14 protein-coding genes are annotated in these 17,608 nt (G+C 61.4%); 10 read left to right on the top strand and 4 right to left on the bottom strand.

All coding sequences use genetic code 11. The features are described from left to right. Positions 1 to 5: 5 nt before the first annotated feature. The 3 genes from D7I37_RS18890 to D7I37_RS18880 form a co-directional block, all read right to left on the bottom strand. A complete protein-coding gene (locus D7I37_RS18890; RefSeq protein ID WP_061795536.1) occupies positions 6 to 356 on the bottom strand; it encodes a metalloregulator ArsR/SmtB family transcription factor in 351 nt (116 codons plus the stop codon). A 159-nt stretch (positions 357 to 515) separates the two neighbouring features. After that, positions 516 to 932: a 1,4-dihydroxy-2-naphthoyl-CoA hydrolase gene (gene menI / locus D7I37_RS18885; protein WP_073970241.1), complete on the bottom strand. Its 417-nt coding sequence runs from the start codon at positions 930 to 932 to the stop codon at positions 516 to 518. After that, a complete protein-coding gene (locus D7I37_RS18880; RefSeq protein WP_129544166.1) occupies positions 929 to 3,985 on the bottom strand; it encodes an FAD-binding and (Fe-S)-binding domain-containing protein in 3,057 nt (1,018 codons plus the stop codon). The genes menI and D7I37_RS18880 overlap by 4 nt, the downstream gene beginning before the upstream one ends. A 253-nt stretch (positions 3,986 to 4,238) precedes the next feature. Between D7I37_RS18880 and ydiK the strand changes: the two genes are divergently transcribed. Then, on the top strand, positions 4,239 to 5,339 hold the full coding sequence (ydiK, locus tag D7I37_RS18875) for an AI-2E family transporter YdiK (RefSeq protein ID WP_061795507.1): 1,101 nt from the start codon (positions 4,239 to 4,241) through the stop codon (positions 5,337 to 5,339). A 486-nt stretch (positions 5,340 to 5,825) separates the two neighbouring features. Here the strand turns inward: ydiK and ppsA are convergent, their stop codons facing one another. Beyond that, the gene (gene ppsA, locus D7I37_RS18870; protein ID WP_061795506.1) at positions 5,826 to 8,204 is read right to left on the bottom strand and encodes a phosphoenolpyruvate synthase; all 2,379 of its coding nucleotides are present in this window, start codon (positions 8,202 to 8,204) and stop codon (positions 5,826 to 5,828) included. A gap of 459 nt (positions 8,205 to 8,663) precedes the next feature. On the opposite strand from ppsA, the gene D7I37_RS18860 reads away from it, so the two are divergent. The 9 genes from D7I37_RS18860 (at position 8,664) to D7I37_RS18820 (ending at position 17,606) form a co-directional block, all read left to right on the top strand. After that, entirely contained in the window at positions 8,664 to 9,536 is an 873-nt protein-coding gene (locus D7I37_RS18860) for a pyruvate, water dikinase regulatory protein (protein WP_161990697.1), read from the top strand. Positions 9,537 to 9,726: 190 nt separating this feature from the next. Beyond that, the gene (locus tag D7I37_RS18855) at positions 9,727 to 10,773 is read left to right on the top strand and encodes a 3-deoxy-7-phosphoheptulonate synthase (protein ID WP_061795504.1); all 1,047 of its coding nucleotides are present in this window, start codon (positions 9,727 to 9,729) and stop codon (positions 10,771 to 10,773) included. 102 nt (positions 10,774 to 10,875) lie between these two features. Further along, the gene (locus D7I37_RS18850; protein ID WP_129544165.1) at positions 10,876 to 11,361 is read left to right on the top strand and encodes a glutathione peroxidase; all 486 of its coding nucleotides are present in this window, start codon (positions 10,876 to 10,878) and stop codon (positions 11,359 to 11,361) included. A 168-nt stretch (positions 11,362 to 11,529) separates the two neighbouring features. Continuing rightward, entirely contained in the window at positions 11,530 to 11,712 is a 183-nt protein-coding gene (gene hemP / locus D7I37_RS18845; protein WP_371415233.1) for a hemin uptake protein HemP, read from the top strand. A gap of 93 nt (positions 11,713 to 11,805) precedes the next feature. Continuing rightward, positions 11,806 to 13,893 carry a TonB-dependent hemoglobin/transferrin/lactoferrin family receptor gene (locus D7I37_RS18840; protein ID WP_129544164.1) on the top strand — a complete coding sequence of 696 codons (2,088 nt, stop codon included), beginning with the start codon at positions 11,806 to 11,808 and terminating at the stop codon, positions 13,891 to 13,893. A gap of 66 nt (positions 13,894 to 13,959) precedes the next feature. Beyond that, positions 13,960 to 14,997, top strand: a complete 1,038-nt coding sequence (locus D7I37_RS18835; RefSeq protein ID WP_129544163.1) for a hemin-degrading factor — start codon at positions 13,960 to 13,962, stop codon at positions 14,995 to 14,997. After that, positions 14,994 to 15,824 (top strand): hemin ABC transporter substrate-binding protein, encoded by an 831-nt coding sequence (locus D7I37_RS18830; protein ID WP_095097250.1) that lies wholly within the window; start codon positions 14,994 to 14,996, stop codon positions 15,822 to 15,824. Before D7I37_RS18835 ends, D7I37_RS18830 begins: the two co-directional genes overlap by 4 nt. After that, positions 15,824 to 16,828 carry an iron ABC transporter permease gene (locus tag D7I37_RS18825; RefSeq protein ID WP_061795499.1) on the top strand — a complete coding sequence of 335 codons (1,005 nt, stop codon included), beginning with the start codon at positions 15,824 to 15,826 and terminating at the stop codon, positions 16,826 to 16,828. The genes D7I37_RS18830 and D7I37_RS18825 overlap by 1 nt, the downstream gene beginning before the upstream one ends. Then, positions 16,821 to 17,606, top strand: coding sequence for a heme ABC transporter ATP-binding protein (locus D7I37_RS18820; protein ID WP_061795498.1), 786 nt, complete (start codon positions 16,821 to 16,823; stop codon positions 17,604 to 17,606). Before D7I37_RS18825 ends, D7I37_RS18820 begins: the two co-directional genes overlap by 8 nt. Positions 17,607 to 17,608: the final 2 nt, after the last annotated feature.

Raw genomic sequence — 17,608 nt, 5'->3', positions numbered from 1 at the left:
ATCCGTTAGAGACAGACCGCCTTGCCGCCGCTTGTGGCGTTGCTGCGAGAAACGCGGCGCGCCAATTGGGTGACTTCGTCTTTCTGACTCAGATAGGCCTGTTCAATCACGGCCGCAGCCCAGGCCGGCATATGCGGCGAAAGCCGATAATGGATCCACTTGCCATCACGTCGATCAATCAACAAGCCACTTTCACGCAGCATCGAAAGATGCCGCGAGATCTTGGGTTGCAGCTCTTCGAGCGAACCGGTCAGTTCGCAAACGCAGAGCTCGCCCAATTCTCTCAGGAGCAAGACTATTTTCAACCGTGTTTCGTCGGACAGATTCTTGAACAGTCGCAGGGCGGTTAACGCCATATTCATTTCCTCAGGCTACTTCTATCCATAGTATTGTTTTTTCCCTTAATGTCAATTTCATATTCGTAAAATCGAATTTGTAAAAGTGGAGCGGCGGGCGGTCATGCCCGTGGCGCCAAAGGCTTTCCCGCAGGCGAACCGCCTGCGGGAAAGGCAGGCTCAGTCGATCACCGCGGTGGTCAGGCGCGACGTGCAGCACAGGCGATCGCGCGGATCGAAAATCTCGATCTGCCATACCTGATGGCGCCGGCCGACGTGCAGCGCGCGGCACACGCCGCGCACCTGGCCGTCAAACACCGCCCGCAGGTGGTTGGCGTTGATTTCCAGCCCCACCACCTTTTGCTCGCCTTCGCTGCACAGATAGCCGGCCATCGAGCCCATCGACTCCGCCAGCACCACCGAAGCGCCGCCGTGCAGCAGCCCGAACGGTTGCCGGGTGCGGCTGTCCACCGGCATGGTGGCTTCGAGAAAGTCTTCCCCCAGTTGGGTAAACTCGATGCCCACGTGGCTGACCATGCAGCCGTCACCGGCGCGGTTCAGCTGCTCCAGCGATGTTTCACGTTTCCACAATTTCACACAATCATCTCCAGAAGTGCCTGTAATGGGTGGCGCACGCCGTTGCCCTCGATGCGCTTCACCTGGCTGCGGCACGAATAGCCGGTCGCCAGGCAGCGTTGCCGCGGCAGACGCTGCAGCGCCGGATGCCATGATAGCTCATAAATGCCGAGCGAGTTTTGCAGGTTCTTCACCTCGTGCCCGTAGGTACCGGCCATGCCGCAGCAGCCGACGCTGACGTTTTCCAGCCTGGCGCCGAAGCGGGAAAAGATCGCCGCCCACTGTTGGCCGCTGGCCGGCAGCGCGGTGGTTTCGGTGCAGTGCCCCAGCAGATACCAGGGCTCGCCGGTCGCCGGCTGCTCGGCGCGCTCCGCCACCAACTGCTGCAACCATTCGTGCACCAGCTGCACCTGGAACGCGCCGCGATGTTCACCGAGGATCTCGTTGTATTCATCGCGGTAACACAGCACCAGCGCCGGGTCGACGCCCACCAGCGGCATGCCGAGCTGCGCCACCCGGTTGAGGAAATCGGCGGTCTTGCGCGCGGTGCGGGCAAAACGCGTCAGGAAACCTTTAATGTGCTGCGCCTTGCCGTTCGGCGAAAATGGCAGCAGCACCGGCTGGTAGCCGAGTTTTTCCACCAGCCGGACAAAGTCCGCCACCACTTTGGCGTCATAATAACTGGTGAACGGATCCTGCACGATCAGCACGTGATTTTCGCGCTGCGCGGCGCTCAGCCCTTCCAACTGCTCCAGCGTCAGGGTAACGGCGGCGTGCCCGGAGAGCTGCTGGCGCAGCGTCGGGCTCGACAGCATCGGCAGATCGACCATGCCGATGGCGTTGCGGCTCAATTCCCGCACCCAGGGCTGCCGGAAGAAGAAGTTGAACACCTTCGGCGCCTTGGCCATCAGCGGCGTGTAGCTTTCCACTCCGGCCACCATATAATCGCGCGCCGGGCGCAGATAGCGGGTGTGATACAGCTGCAGGAAGCGCGAGCGGAAACCCGGCACGTCTATTTTGATCGGGCACTGGGTGGAACAGGCTTTACAGGCCAGGCAGCCGGACATCGCCTCTTTCACCTCGTGCGAGAAGTCGTATTCGCCCTTGCCGGCGTACCAGCTATTGCGGGTTTTCTCGATCAGCGTACGGAAGCTGAGGCGCTGCTGCGGCAGCTGTTTTTCCAGCGCCAGCGGATCGACGCCCTGCTCGGACAGCAGCCGCAGCCATTCGCGCACCAGCGCCGCACGCCCCTTCGGCGAGTGAATGCGGCTGCCGGTGATCTTCATCGACGGGCACATCGGGCTGCGCACGTCAAAGTTGAAGCACAGGCCGTTGCCGTTGCACTCCATCGCGCCGCGGAACGAGGTGCGGATCGCGATCGGGATCTGGCGATCAAAGGTGCCGCGCTTGACCGCGTCCACCTGCATCATCGGCGCATCCAGGCTCAGCGGCGAACAAATCTTGCCCGGGTTCAGCCGATTGTCGGGATCGAACGCCGCCTTGATGCGGCGCAGCTCTTCGTACAGCGTTTCGCCGAAGAATTCCGGGCTGTATTCTGCGCGGAACCCTTTACCGTGTTCGCCCCACAGCAGGCCGCCGTACTTGGCGGTCAGCGCCACCACCTGGTCGGAAATCTGCTTCATCAGCACTTCCTGCTGCGGATCGCACATGTCGAGCGCCGGCCGCACGTGCAGCACCCCTGCATCGACGTGGCCGAACATGCCGTAGCTGAGGTTATGGCTGTCCAGCAGCTGGCGGAACTCGACGATATAGTCCGCCAGATGCTGCGGCGGCACGCAGGTGTCTTCGGCGAACGGGATCGGCTTGGCCTGCCCTTTGGCGTTGCCCAGCAGCCCGACCGCCTTCTTGCGCATATTGTAAATGCGTTCGATGCCCGCCAGATCGCCGCAGACCTGATAACCGATCACGCCGCCCTGCCGCCCGGCGATCAGCTCATCCAGCCGCCGGCACAGGCTTTCCATCTGCCCGTCGATCAGTTCCTGGTCGTCGCCGGCGAATTCCACGATGTTCAGACCGAGCATTTCCTTATCCGGCACGTTGGTGATCAGTTCGCTGACCGAATGCCAGACGATGTCTTCGCGCGCCAGGTTCAGCACCTTGGAGTCGATGGTTTCCACCGACAGCGCCTTGGCCGCCACCATAAAGGGCGCATTGCGCAGCGCGGAATCGAAGGAGTCGTATTTGACGTTCACCAACCGGCGCACCTTCGGCAGCGGCGTAATGTCCAGGCGCGCCTCGGTGATGAACGCCAGCGTTCCTTCGGCGCCGGTCAGAATGCGCGTCAGATCGAAGGTTTGCAGGTCGTCGCTCAGCACGTGGCGCAGGTCGTAACCGGTCAGGAAGCGGTTGAGCTTGGGGAATTTTTCCAGGATCAGCGCGCGCCGGTCGCGGCAGCTGTTCAGCACCCGATGGTAGATGCGCCCTTCGGCGCTGTCTTCCTGGGCAATCGTTTCCGCCAGCGGCGTCGGCATGGCGCGGGTGTCGATCATTTCACCGCCCAGCAGCACCGCCCGCAGGCCGAGCACGTGATCGGAGGTTTTGCCGTACACCAGCGAGCCCTGGCCGGAGGCGTCGGTGTTGATCATGCCGCCCAGCGTGGCGCGGTTGCTGGTGGAGAGCTCCGGCGAGAAGAAATAACCGAACGGCCGCAGATACTGGTTGAGCTGGTCCTTGATGACCCCGGCCTCCACCCGCACCCAGCCCTGTTCGACGTTAATTTCCAGAATGCGGTTCATGTGGCGCGACATGTCGACCACGATGCCGGTATTGAGCGACTGCCCGTTGGTGCCGGTACCGCCGCCGCGCGGGCTGAAGGTCAGCGCCTTGAAGCGCTCTTCCGCCGCCAGACGGGCGATCAGCGCCACATCGCTGGTGGAGCGAGGAAACACCACCGCATCGGGCAACAGCTGGTAAACGCTGTTGTCGGTGGCCATCGTCAGCCGGTCGGCATAGCTGGTGGCGGTATCGCCGTTGAATCCGTTGTGCTTCAGTGCTTCCAAAAAGTCGAGCACCCGTTGAACGAGGCCGGGCGCCTGAGAAATCTGTGGGATCATTCGCTTTTTTGACCCTGTCTGTCTAATTTTTATGCGCTGAAAACGCTGAATCAGGTCTTTATTCAGACCCACCCTATTTTTTATTGATGGTAAAAACTAACATACTCGTTTAGTGAAGGCATTCACATTATTGCCCTTATCGCCGCACCGCCGGCTGCGCGGAAAAACGCGCCGGCGGGCTGTGAAAATCGGCCGGTATGCACCATGATTAAAAGGTGCCAAGGATTTAACTGACCAGGATGAGAACCCACTGATGCCACTTCCGCACTCGCGTTACGACTTACCGCGAATTATTTTCGGCGTGCTGTTTATCGCCATCATGATCGTCGCCTGTTTTTGGGTCATTCAACCCTTCATTCTCGGCTTTGCCTGGGCGGGCATGGTGGTCATCGCCACCTGGCCGTTGTTGATCAAGCTGCAAAAACTGCTGTGGGGCCGGCGTTCGCTGGCGGTGGTGGTCATGACGCTGCTGCTGATCCTGCTGTTCATCCTGCCGATTTCGCTGATGATCAGCAGCCTGGTGGACAACAGCGCGCCGGTGATCGCCTGGGCCAGCACGCCCGGCAAGCTGCATATCCCCGATCTGGCCTGGCTGCAGTCGATCCCGATGATCGGCAATAAGGTCTACAACAGCTATCACACGCTGGTTAACGCCGGCGGCGCGGCGCTGCTGGCGAAAGTGCAGCCGTATTTCGGCCAAACCGCCACCTGGTTCGTCGCGCAGGCGGCGCATATCGGCCGCCTGCTGCTGCACTGTACCCTGATGCTGCTGTTCAGCGTGCTGCTGTACGCGCGCGGCGAACAGGTCGCGTTGGGCATCCGTCACTTTGCGGTGCGCCTGGGCGCCGAACGCGGCGACGCGGCGGTGCTGCTGGGCGGCCAGGCGATCCGCGCGGTGGCGCTGGGCGTGGTGGTGACGGCGCTGGTGCAATCGGTGCTGGGCGGCATCGGTCTGGCGGTGACCGGCATTCCGGCCGCCACCCTGCTGACGGTGCTGATCTTCATCTGCTGCGTGGCGCAGCTGGGGCCATTGTTCGTGTTGGTGCCGGCCATCATTTGGCTCTATTGGAGCGGCGACACCACCTGGGGCACCGTGTTGCTGGTGTGGAGCTGCGTGGTCGCCACGCTGGATAACGTGCTGCGGCCGGTGTTGATCCGCATGGGCGCCGATTTGCCGATGCTGTTGATCCTGTCGGGCGTGATCGGCGGCCTGCTGGCCTTCGGACTGATCGGCCTGTTCATCGGTCCGGTGGTGTTGGCGGTGTCTTATCGCCTGCTCACCGCCTGGATGGACGAAGCGCCGGAGCCGAGCGCCGACCTGAAAGAGGTGGAGAAAAATCTGGAAGAGATGTAACCCTTCCGCCTGCCGCCCGGTTCGTCGGGCGGCATATCACGCCCCCTCCCTGCATTATTGATTGCCGACGCCTTTAAGGCATATTCGCCGAATAGCCTTCGGGTTAAATCAATTCCCGTCGGCGGCCAATTAAACATGCCGATTAAAGACATCTTTTCCGATCAAACAAAAATCCAACGCAGCGCAAAATAAAAAGATAACGTCGCTATCGATTAGGATGATTCTTAATGACTAATGGCGCCGGAATACCTAGTATTATGGCCATCTATTGCTTCAAATCACTGATTTTAAAGCAAGCTTTCCAAACAATGTAATGCCATACATGTGAATTGCTGTGTGTAGTCTTTGCCCATCTTTTGATGGGCTTTTTTTTATTCTTTTTCCGCCGACATGCTTATTTTACCGCCGGCTTTTTACATGCGGAAATAAAAAAGCCGCGACCTGAGCCGCGGCTTTTAGCGAAAACGTCAAATAGCCCCGAGGGCGTTACTTTTTCTTCGACAGATTAATCCATGTTTGCACCACGGTATCCGGGTTGAGCGACAGGCTGTCGATGCCCTGCTCCATCAACCACTCGGCGAAGTCTTCATGGTCGGATGGCCCCTGGCCGCAAATACCGACGTATTTGCCGTGGCGCTTGGCCGCCTGGATCGCCATCGACAGCAGCGCCTTCACCGCCTCGTTGCGTTCGTCGAACAGCTCGGAAACCACGCCGGAGTCGCGGTCCAACCCCAGCGCCAGCTGGGTCATGTCGTTGGAGCCGATGGAGAAGCCGTCGAAGTGCTCGAGGAACTGGTCCGCCAGCAGGGCGTTGGAAGGGATCTCGCACATCATGATCACTTTCAGCCCGTTCTCGCCGCGTTTCAGCCCCTGGCGCGCCAGCTCGGCCACGACCGCCTCCGCCTGCGCCACGGTGCGCACGAACGGCACCATGATTTCGACGTTGGTCAGGCCCATCTCGTTGCGCACGCGTTTTACCGCCTCGCACTCCAGCGCGAAACAGTCGCGGAAGCTGTCCGCCACGTAGCGGCCGGCGCCGCGGAAGCCCAGCATCGGGTTCTCTTCATGCGGCTCATACTTCTCGCCGCCCACCAGGTTGGCGTACTCGTTGGACTTGAAGTCGGACAGGCGCACGATCACCCGCTTAGGCCAGAAGGCCGCGCCCAGGGTGGCGATGCCTTCGGTCAGGCGACCGACATAGAATTCGACCGGGTGGTCGTAGCCCTGCATCAGCGCGCGAATTTCGTTCTGCAGCGCCGGGGTTTGCCGATCGAACTCCAGCAGCGCCCGCGGGTGCACGCCAATCATGCGGTTGATAATGAACTCCAGCCGCGCCAGGCCTACGCCTTCGTTCGGCAGGCGCGCAAAGTCAAAGGCGCGATCCGGGTTGCCGACGTTCATCATGATCTTCAGCGGCAGATCCGGCAGTTCGGTCACTTCCGAGCTCTGCACGGTGAAGTCGAGCATATCGCTGTACACGAAGCCGGTGTCGCCTTCCGCGCAGGACACGGTGACCTTCTGGCCGTCTTTCAGCACGTCGGTGGCGTGGCCGCAGCCCACTACCGCCGGGATGCCCAGCTCACGGGCGATGATCGCCGCGTGGCAGGTGCGGCCGCCGCGGTTGGTGACGATGGCGGCGGCCTTCTTCATGATCGGTTCCCAGTCCGGGTCGGTCATGTCGGTCACCAGCACGTCGCCGGCCTGGATGCGGTCCATTTCGCTGATGTCGTGGATCACCTTCACCGGGCCCGCGCCGATACGGTGGCCGATAGCGCGCCCTTCCACCAGCACCTTGCCGGAACCGTTAAGCTGGTAACGCTCCATGGTCTGTTCGTTGGAACGCACGGTTTCCGGACGGGCCTGCACGATCAGCAACTTGCCGGTGTGGCCGTCTTTCGCCCACTCGATGTCCATCGGGCGGCCGTAGTGTTTTTCGATCAGGATCGCCTGCCGCGCCAGCGCCTGCACTTCGTCATCGGTCAGAGAGAAACGGGTGCGCTGCTGTTCCGGCACGTCTTCGATGCGCACCTGCTTGCCGTGATCCTGCGATGGCGCGTACACCATGCGGATCTTCTTCGAGCCCATGTTGCGGCGCACGATCGCCGGATTGCCCTTCAGCAAGGTCGGTTTGTGGACGTAAAACTCATCCGGGTTCACCGCCCCCTGCACCACCATTTCGCCCAGGCCGAAGGCGGAGGTGATGAAGACCACCTGGTCGAAACCGGATTCGGTATCGATGGTGAACATCACGCCGGAAGAGGCCAGGTCGGAACGCACCATGCGTTGCACCCCGGCCGACAGCGCCACGCCGCGGTGATCGTAGCCCTGATGCACGCGGTAGGAGATCGCGCGGTCATTGAACAGCGAGGCGAAAACGTGCTTGATCGCCACCATCACGGCGTCGATGCCCTGCACGTTGAGGAAGGTTTCTTGCTGGCCGGCGAAGGAGGCGTCCGGCATGTCTTCGGCGGTGGCGGAGGAGCGCACGGCGAAGGAGGCTTCCGGTTCGCCGTCGGCCAGCTGTTGGTACGCCAGATTGATTTCGCGCTCGAATTCCGCATGGAACGGCGTGTCGATCACCCATTGGCGGATTTGCGCGCCGGCCTTGGCCAGCTGAGCAACGTCGTCAACGTCAGTTTGATCCAGTAACTGATAGATGCGCTGGTTAACACCGCTTTGTTCGAGGAAATCGTTAAACGCCTGCGCGGTGGTGGCAAAACCGTTTGGCACGGCCACGCCCAAATCGGAAAGATTGGTGATCATTTCACCGAGGGAGGCGTTTTTGCCGCCGACACGGTCAACGTCGTGCATGCCAAGCTGGTTGTACCAAAGCACATTACGCAAGTCTGGGCCATTGTTGGACATCGAGACAATCCTTATTGCTATCAGTAGGGTATAGACGGATTTAATTCGCTTGCTTTAAAAGCGCCGCTAAAAACGGAGCCGAACCAGACTAGCACAATGATCCATAGGAAATGGAAAGGTGAATCGATCAACCCGCCGCAGAAAGTGGATTTTAAGAGAATTACCTAAGCGGCTGATTTTCATGGGAACCGTTCCCAATGGCACTAAAAGCTTAATTCTCAACAAATTAAGTAGTTTTTAAACTGCAAATTTAAAGGCCATGCAAACGATACCCTTTTTGGCGAAAATAGCGCCAAAACCTCAGACCGACGGCGCCGGACACCATGAAACGCCCCTTGATAAAAAATGAAATATTATTTCAATATCGTCCAGGGCGCGCTGCGGCCGCCGCGCGCAATCCCCGCTGTCGTCACAATTTTTTTACCCGCCCCTTTACCGACCGATCGTCCGCAGCACATGATGGGGCCAGCGATTACAGCAGGAACACCGTTTTCAGGTAAGGAGCCTCGGGTGGAAAGAAGCGTTTTTTATATTTCGGATGGTACGGCGATCACCGCTGAAGTGCTGGGGCATGCGGTATTGTCACAGTTTCCGGTTACGGCCACGACCTTCACGCTGCCGTTCGTGGAAACCGAGGCGCGCGCGCGCGCGGTTTGTCAGCAAATCAACGATATTTATCGGGCCACCGGCGTCAGGCCGCTGGTGTTTTATTCGATCATCTCGCTGGAGGTGCGCGACGTCATCGTGCAAAGCGAAGGCTTCTGCCAGGATATCGTGCAGGCGCTGGTCGGCCCGCTGCAGGACGAACTGGAGGTGGAGCCGACGCCGGTGCCGAACCGCACCCACGGCCTGACGGCCAGCAATCTCGGCAAATACGATGCGCGCATCGCCGCCATCGATTACACGCTGGCGCACGATGACGGCATCTCGCTGCGCAATCTCGATCAGGCGCAGGTGATCCTGCTGGGCGTCTCGCGCTGCGGCAAAACGCCCACCAGCCTGTACCTGGCGATGCAGTTCGGCATTCGCGCCGCCAACTATCCGTTTATCGCCGACGATATGGACAATTTGCACCTCCCCGCGTCGCTGAAGCCGTTTCAGCACAAGCTCTTCGGCCTGACCATAGATCCGGAGCGCCTGGCCGCCATCCGCGAAGAACGGCGTGAAAACAGCCGCTATGCCTCGCTGCGCCAATGCCGCATGGAAATCGCCGAGGTCGAGGCGCTGTTTCGCCAAAACCAGATCCGCTACCTGAACACCACCAACTATTCCGTCGAGGAAATTTCGACCAAGATCCTCGATATCCTCGGCATGAGCCGCCGCATGTTCTGAGCTACGGCGGCAGGAAGCCCCTGCCGCACGCCGTTGATTTCACCGCCGCCGGCGTTTTTCGTGCTTTTTTTAGCGGCTTTGATCAACAGAACATCATCTCTACGGTTGAATTCAGCGATTTTTGCGTTATTGTGATCGCCATCACTTCCCGGCACTCCGCCGCAGAGAAGAACAGTTTCCAGAGATAATCATGCACAAAACAGATGAACTGCGGACCGCGCGCATCGACAGCCTCGTCACGCCGCAAGCGCTGGCCGATAAGCTGCCGATCTCGGCGGATATCGCCGATAACGTGACCGCGTCACGAAAACGCATTGAAAAAATCCTGACCGGTGAAGACCGCCGCCTGCTGGTGGTGATTGGCCCCTGCTCCATCCACGATCTCGACGCCGCCATCGACTACGCCGGCCGGCTGAACGCCCTGCGCGCTCGCTACCAGGATCGGCTGGAAATCGTGATGCGCACCTACTTTGAGAAACCGCGCACCGTGGTGGGCTGGAAAGGCCTGATTTCCGATCCGGCGCTGGACGGCACCTTCCAGGTTAACCGCGGCATCGAAATGGCGCGCCGCCTGCTGCTGGAGGTGAACCAGCTCGGCCTGCCGACCGCCACCGAGTTCCTGGATATGGTGGTCGGGCAATACATCGCCGATCTGATCAGCTGGGGCGCCATCGGCGCACGCACCACCGAAAGCCAGATCCACCGTGAAATGGCTTCCGCGCTGTCCTGCCCGGTCGGTTTCAAAAACGGCACCGACGGCAACACGCGCATCGCCATCGACGCCATTCGCGCGGCGCGCGCCGGGCATATGTTCCTCTCGCCGGACAAAAACGGCCAGATGACCATCTACCAGACCAGCGGCAACCCTTATGGCCACATCATCATGCGCGGCGGCAAAACGCCGAACTACCACGCCACCGACATCGTGGCCGCCTGCGACAACCTGCGCGAATTCGACCTGCCCGAACAGTTGGTGATCGACTTCAGCCACGGCAACTGCCAGAAGCTGCATCGCCGCCAGCTGGAAGTCGCCGAAAACGTCTGCCAGCAGATCCGCGCCGGCTCCGCCGCCATCGCCGGCGTGATGGCGGAAAGTTTCCTGGTGGAAGGCACGCAGAAAATCGTTGCCGGCCAGCCGCTGACCTATGGCCAGTCGATCACCGATCCCTGCCTGAGCTGGTCCGACAGCGAACAGCTGCTGGCGATGCTGGCGGACGCGGTCGATACGCGTTTCTGACTTCGCAGCCGGGGCGCCCTCGCCCCGGCTTTTCCGCCTTCCCCCGCTCATCTATACTGATAACCACCACCGCAGCCCCCAGGCAAGGATCGGAGCCCCGGCATGATTCATTCACTGTTATCCATCCCCTGCGTCACGCTGCAGGGCGAACATAAAACGCTGGGCGACTTCCCCGCCCGCGCCTATCTGGTGGTCAATACCGCCAGCAAGTGCGGTTTCACGCCGCAGTACCGCGGGCTGGAGAACCTGTGGCAATACTACCGCGAGCGCGGCCTGATGGTGTTGGGCTTCCCCTTCAATCAGTTCGGCGCCCAGGAGCCGGGCGACCCGCTGGAGATAGCCGACTTCTGCACCCTGAATTACGGCGTCAGTTTCCCGCTGTTCGGTAAAATCGAGGTCAATGGCCCCGGCGCCCACCCGCTGTTCAATGAGTTGAAACGCCTGGCGCCCGGGGTGCTCGGCAGTCGGCGCATCAAGTGGAATTTCACCAAGTTCCTGCTCACCGCCGACGGCCAGCGGGCCACGCGCTTCGCCCCGATCACCAAGCCCGAACGCCTGTTCGACCGCATCGAAACCCTGCTGAAATAACCCGATACCTCGCGGGCCGACGCCCCCGGCCCGTCGCCAGACGCATTTCCTGCAAAAAGGTTCAATCGGTAAGAAAATTTCCCTTGATGTAACCTTTCGTTCACATGATAATGATTATCACTTTGATATTAATTACCATTTAATGGTCTGTTTTATAAACGAATGACGATGGATAATCCCAACAACAACCTGCCCGCCGCCGGCGTTCCCGCCGGACGCAGCGCAGAACCGCACCCTTGTTATGACAGCGCCCAGCTGCTCGGCGCCGACGGCGTGGCGGTTATTACCCATCAGGGCCAGCGCTATCAGCTGCGGCAGACCAAAGCCGGAAAATTGATCCTGACCAAATAATAAAGATCCCCCAAACGCCAGCCACCCCGATCCTTTTGATCCAGGCAGCCAGCAAATCTATTGATATGTTAAAAACATACGGAGAGTTGCCCCATGCCTCTGACAATTTCCACCCGGCTGCGTTTTTCCGCATTGAGTCTGGCGATTGCCTGCGCTCTGCCTACGGTGGCTCTGGCACAAACCACCAGCACCACTTCTTCTACTTCTGCCGCCGCGGAAACCGACAAAAAAAAACCGGCCGCCGACGAAACCCTGACCGTGGTCACCACCGGCAATCAGCGCAGCAGTTTTGAAGCGCCAATGATGGTGACGGTGATCGAGGGCGATACGCCCGAAAGCCAAACCGCCGCCACCGCCGCCGATATGCTGCGCCGCGTACCGGGCATTAGCGTTACCGGCACCGGCCGCAGCAACGGCCAGGACCTGATGATGCGCGGTTACGACCGCCGCGGCGTGCTGACGCTGGTAGACGGTATCCGTCAGGGCACCGATACCGGCCATATCAACGGCACCTTCCTGGATCCCGGTTTGGTGAAGCGTATCGAAGTGGTGCGCGGCCCTTCCGCCCTGCTGTACGGCAGCGGCGCGCTGGGCGGCGTTGTTTCCTATGAAACCGTCGACGCCGCCGACCTGCTGTTGCCGGGCCATGATAGCGGCTACCGGGTTTACGGCACCGCCGGCAGCGGCGATCACAGCCTGGGCATGGGCGCCAGCGCCTATGGCAGGACCGACAGCCTCGACGGGCTGCTGTCGTTCGGCACCCGCGACGTCGGCGACCTGCGGCAGGGCAACGGTTTCGATGCGCCAAACGACGAAACCATCAGCAATGTGTTGGCCAAGGGCACCTGGAAAATCGACGATAACCAATCGCTGACCGGCAACCTGCGCTATTACAACAACGGCGCCCAGGAACCGAAGAACCCGCAGGAATCCGCCAGTTCAAGCGGTAACCTGATGACCGACCGTTCAACAATTCAACGCGATGCCGCACTGAGCTATAAGTTGAAACCCGTGGGTCAGGAGTGGCTGGACGCCGAAGCCAAAATCTATTACTCCGACGTGGAAATCAACGCGCATGCCGCCGGCAGCGAAGACGAAAACCGCAAACAAACCACCCGCGGCGCCAAGTTGGAAAACCGCACCCGCCTGTTTGCCGATACCTTCGCCTCTCACCTGTTTACTTACGGCACCGAAGCGTACAAGCAGGAACAAACCCCGGGCGGCGCGACCGAAAGCTTCCCGCAGGCGAAAATCAATTTCGCTTCCGGCTGGCTGCAGGATGAGATTACGCTGCGCGACCTGCCGGTCACCCTGCTCGCCGGCACCCGTTATGATAATTACAAAGGCTCCAGCGACGGTTACGCCGATGTCGATGCCGATAAATGGTCGTCTCGCGGCGCCATCAGCGTTACCCCGACCGATTGGCTGATGCTGTTCGGCTCCTATTCCCAGGCGTTCCGGGCGCCCACCATGGGTGAGATGTACAACGACTCCAAGCATTTCTCGATTCCTATGGGGCCAACCACCATAACCAACTATTGGGTACCCAATCCGAATCTGAAACCGGAAACCAATGAAACGCAGGAATACGGTTTTGGGTTGCGTTTTGACGATGTGCTGTTAGCCAGCGACAGCCTGCAGTTCAAAGCCAGCTATTTCGACACCAAGGCCAAAGACTACATCACCACCGACGTCACCATGGAGCTGGGGCGTGGCCCGCGCGGCCCGTATTGCATCAGCTGCACCACCTTCTCAACCAACATCGACCGCGCAAAAATCTGGGGCTGGGATGCTACGCTCAGCTACAAGACGCCGCTGTTTGGCTGGGATCTGGCCTATAACCGCACCCGGGGGAAAGATGAGGCGACCGGCGACTGGCTGAGCACCATTAACCCGGACACCGTCACCAGTTCGCTGGACGTGCCGCTGGGCGAAACCGGCTTGTCCACCGGCTGGGTGGCCACCTTCGCCCAACGTTCCACCCATGTTGCCACCGGCGTCGCCGAACAGGCGGGCTATGGCGTCAATGATTTCTATCTGAGCTACAAAGGGCGCGATCGCCTGCAGGGCGTCACCACCACCCTGGTGCTGGGCAACGCCTTCGATAAGGAATACTACTCGCCGCAGGGCATACCGCAGGATGGCCGCAACGCCAAGCTGCTGGTCAGCTACCAGTGGTAACTTTTTGACTACCGGGCGGACAAGCGGCTTGTCCGCCGTTTGCATCACAGCGCAGGAGAACAACGCATGAGCAATACCCTGTATGAACGCTACCAGCAGGCCAAAATCGACAATCCGGGCAAATACGCCCGCGACCTGGCGGAGATCCTCGGCGTCAGCGAAGCGGCGCTGACCCACGCCCGCGTCGGCCATGACAGTCGCCGCCTGCAGGCCGACGCCCGCACCCTGTTGACCGAGCTCGAACAGGTCGGCGTCACCAAATCCATTACCCGCAACAGCTATGCGGTGCATGAACAGATGGGCCGCTACCGCAACCAGCACCTCAACGGCCATGCCGGGCTGATCCTCAACCCGCGCGAGCTGGATCTGCGCCTGTTCCTCAACCAGTGGGCCAGCGTTTTCGCCATGAGCGAAACCAACAAGCGCGGCGTGCGCCACAGCATTCAGTTCTTCGATCATCAGGGCGATGCGCTGCATAAGGTGTACACCACCGACGAAACCGATCTGGCGGCCTGGATGTCGCTGATCGAGCGCCACCAGAGCGCCGAAAATCCGCCGCTGCAGCTGCAGCCCGTCGCGGCGGCCGCCGCCGACGATGCCGCGACCGACGCGGACCGGATCGACCGCGAATGGCGCGAGATGACCGACGTGCATCAGTTCTTCCAACTGCTGAGCCGCAATAAGCTGACGCGCCAACAGGCGTTCCGCGCCGTCGGCGACGATCTGGCCTACCGGGTAGACAACGGCGCGCTGTCGCAGCTGTTAAACGCCGCGCAGCAGTTGCAGAACGAAATCATGATCTTCGTCGGCAACCGCGGCTGCGTGCAGATTTTCACCGGCCAGATCGAGCGTCTGATGCCGCAGGAAGGCTGGATTAACGTGTTTAATCGCCGCTTCACCCTGCACCTGATCGAAGGGGCGATCGCCGAAAGCTGGATCACCCGCAAACCGACCAAAGACGGCATCGTGACCAGCCTGGAGCTGTTCGCCGCCGACGGCACGCAGATAGCCCAGCTGTACGGTCAGCGCACCGAAGGACAGCCGGAGCAAACCCAATGGCGTGAGCAGGTTGCCGCGCTGGAAGCCAAGGACATCGCCGCATGAAACCTTCATTGACCCGTTGCCTGGCGCTGGCCATCGCGCTGGCGCTGCCATTAAGCGCCGCCGCCGCGCAGCGTATCGTCTCGATAGGCGGTGACGTCACCGAAATTGCCTTCGCACTTGGCGCGGGCGATGAAGTGATAGCCCGCGACAGCACCAGCCTGCATCCGGAAGCGGTGAAAAAGCTGCCGGACGTCGGCTATATGCGCCAGCTGAACGCCGAGGGCATTCTGGCGCTGAAGCCCACGCTGGTGCTGACCACCGAACTGGCGCAGCCGGCGCTGGTGCTCAGGCAGCTCGAAGAGAGCGGCGTCAAGGTGGTCAGCGTGCCGGGCGACACCACCCTGCAGGCGGTGCCGAAAAAAATCGCCGCGATCGCCGAAGCGCTGCAGCGCGCGGAACAGGGCAAGCGGCTCAGCGCCCGCTATCAGCAGCAGCTGGCGGCGGTCAACACCAGCCCGCTGCCGGTCAAGGTGCTGTTTGTCATGAGCCACGGCGGCATTACGCCGATGGCCGCCGGGCAGCATACCGCCGCAGACGCCGTGATCGTCGCCGCCGGATTGAAAAACGCCATGCAGGGTTTCGACCGTTATCGCCCGCTGTCGCAAGAGGGGGTGATCGCCAGCGCGCCGGATCTGCTGCTGGTCACCACCGACGGGGTACGCACGCTCGGCGGGCTGCGGCAGCTGTGGTCCCTGCCCGGGCTGGCGCTGACGCCGGCCGGCCGGAATCACCGCGTGCTGATCGTCGACGATATGGCGCTGCTGGGCTTTGGCCTGGAAACGCCGGCGGCGCTGGCTAAACTGCGCCAAGCGGCGGAGCAAAAGTAATGCGCTGCCGCACTTCCCCGCAGTGGGCCATTGCCGGCCTGCTGGTGCTGCTGGCCCTGCTGGCGCTGGCCGCCGCCAATATGGGCGCATTGACGCTGTCGTTTCGCACCCTGTGGCGCGAACCCTTTAGCGACACCTCCTGGCATATCTGGCTGAACATCCGCCTGCCGCGCGTCCTGCTGGCGGTGGTGATCGGCTGCGCGCTGGCGGTGTCCGGCGCGGTGATGCAGGGGCTGTTTCGCAATCCGCTGGCCGATCCCAGCCTGTTGGGCATCAGCAGCGGCGGCGCGCTGTTTGTCGCGCTGATTATCGTCATGCCGCTGGCGCTGCCGCCGATGGTCGCCCTGTATGGCCATATGCTGGCGGCCTTCTTCGGCAGCCTGCTGGTGTCATTGCTCATCTACGCCATCAGCCGCAGCGGGCACGGCAGCCTGTCGCGCCTGCTGCTGGCCGGCATCGCCATCAACGCGCTGTGCATGGCGGCGATCGGCGTGCTGTCCTATCTCAGCAGCGATCAACAGCTGCGCCAGTTTTCGCTGTGGATGATGGGCAGCCTCAGCCAGTCGCAATGGCCGACGCTGATGGTCGCCGCTTCGCTGATCCTGCCGGCCGCGCTGATGACGCTGCTGCAGGCGCGCCGCCTGAACCTGCTGCAGTTGGGCGACGAAGAGGCCCACTACCTGGGGGTCAACGTCCAGCGCGCCAAGCTGCAGCTGCTGTTGCTGAGCGCGCTGCTGATCGGCGCCGCAGTGGCGATGAGCGGCGTGATCGGTTTTGTCGGGCTGGTGGTGCCGCATCTGGTGCGCATGCGCCTGGGCGGCGATCACCGCTGGCTGCTGCCCTGCTCCGCGCTGGGCGGCGCCTGCCTGCTGCTGGTCAGCGATACGCTGGCGCGCACGCTGGTGGCGCCGGCCGAAATGCCGGTCGGTCTGATGACCAGCCTGATCGGCGGCCCTTACTTCTTGTGGCTGGTGATGCGCCAGCGGGAGCGTCCGGGTGGATAATACCGCAAGCCTGACTGCTGAACAGCTGCGTTACAGCCTGGGTTCACGCCGTTTGATCAGCGACGTTTCGCTCCGCATCGCCAGCGGTGAAATGGTGGCGATTATCGGCCCGAACGGCGCGGGAAAGTCGACGCTGCTGCGCCTGCTGACCGGCTACCTGCTCCCGGGCTGCGGCGAGTGCCGGCTGCTCGATCGGCCGTTGGAACAATGGCAGCCGCAACAGCTGGCCAAGGTCCGGGCGGTGATGCGTCAGCACAGCGATTTGGCCTTCCCTTTCACCGTGGAAGAGGTGGTCGGCATGGGCCGTTCGCCGCACGGCAAACGGGACCGGCAACGGGCGATAAAACAGGTGATGGCGCAGACGGATTGCCTGGCGCTGGCGCAGCGCGACTATCGCCAACTGTCCGGCGGCGAGCAGCAGCGGGTTCAGTTGGCTCGCGTGTTGGCGCAGCTGTGGCAGCCGCAGCCGTCCCCTTCCTGGCTGTTCCTCGACGAGCCCACTTCGGCGCTGGACCTGTACCACCAGCAGCACACCCTGCGCCTGCTGCGCTCGCTGACGCGCCAACAACCGCTGGGCGTCTGCTGCGTGCTGCACGATCTCAACCTGGCCGCACTGTACGCCGATCGGATTCTGCTGTTGCATCAGGGCCGCCTGGTGGCGAGCGGTACGCCGCAGGAGGTGCTGCAGGCGGATATCCTCACCCGCTGGTATCAGGCCGATCTCGGCGTGGTACATCATCCCGAAGTGCCGCTGCCGCAGGTCTATCTGCGGCAATAAAA

The organism is Serratia sp. 1D1416 (genome assembly GCF_003641105.1).
Taxonomy (GTDB): domain Bacteria; phylum Pseudomonadota; class Gammaproteobacteria; order Enterobacterales; family Enterobacteriaceae; genus Serratia; species Serratia ficaria.
Note: the sequence above shows the minus strand (reverse complement) of the source record. Positions and strands in the feature narration are given on the sequence as shown.

Excerpts from the sequence above, each read along its gene's own strand:
- ydiK (WP_061795507.1), top strand. The coding sequence starts at position 4,239 with ATGCCACTTCCGCACTCGCGTTACGACTTACCGCGAATTATTTTCGGC.
- D7I37_RS18830 (WP_095097250.1), top strand. The coding sequence starts at position 14,994 with ATGAAACCTTCATTGACCCGTTGCCTGGCGCTGGCCATCGCGCTGGCG.
- D7I37_RS18835 (WP_129544163.1), top strand. The coding sequence starts at position 13,960 with ATGAGCAATACCCTGTATGAACGCTACCAGCAGGCCAAAATCGACAAT.
- D7I37_RS18825 (WP_061795499.1), top strand. The coding sequence starts at position 15,824 with ATGCGCTGCCGCACTTCCCCGCAGTGGGCCATTGCCGGCCTGCTGGTG.
- ppsA (WP_061795506.1), bottom strand. The coding sequence starts at position 8,204 with ATGTCCAACAATGGCCCAGACTTGCGTAATGTGCTTTGGTACAACCAG.
- D7I37_RS18855 (WP_061795504.1), top strand. The coding sequence starts at position 9,727 with ATGCACAAAACAGATGAACTGCGGACCGCGCGCATCGACAGCCTCGTC.
- D7I37_RS18860 (WP_161990697.1), top strand. The coding sequence starts at position 8,664 with ATGGGGCCAGCGATTACAGCAGGAACACCGTTTTCAGGTAAGGAGCCT.
- hemP (WP_371415233.1), top strand. The coding sequence starts at position 11,530 with ATGGATAATCCCAACAACAACCTGCCCGCCGCCGGCGTTCCCGCCGGA.
- D7I37_RS18840 (WP_129544164.1), top strand. The coding sequence starts at position 11,806 with ATGCCTCTGACAATTTCCACCCGGCTGCGTTTTTCCGCATTGAGTCTG.
- D7I37_RS18850 (WP_129544165.1), top strand. The coding sequence starts at position 10,876 with ATGATTCATTCACTGTTATCCATCCCCTGCGTCACGCTGCAGGGCGAA.
- D7I37_RS18880 (WP_129544166.1), bottom strand. The coding sequence starts at position 3,985 with ATGATCCCACAGATTTCTCAGGCGCCCGGCCTCGTTCAACGGGTGCTC.
- D7I37_RS18890 (WP_061795536.1), bottom strand. The coding sequence starts at position 356 with ATGGCGTTAACCGCCCTGCGACTGTTCAAGAATCTGTCCGACGAAACA.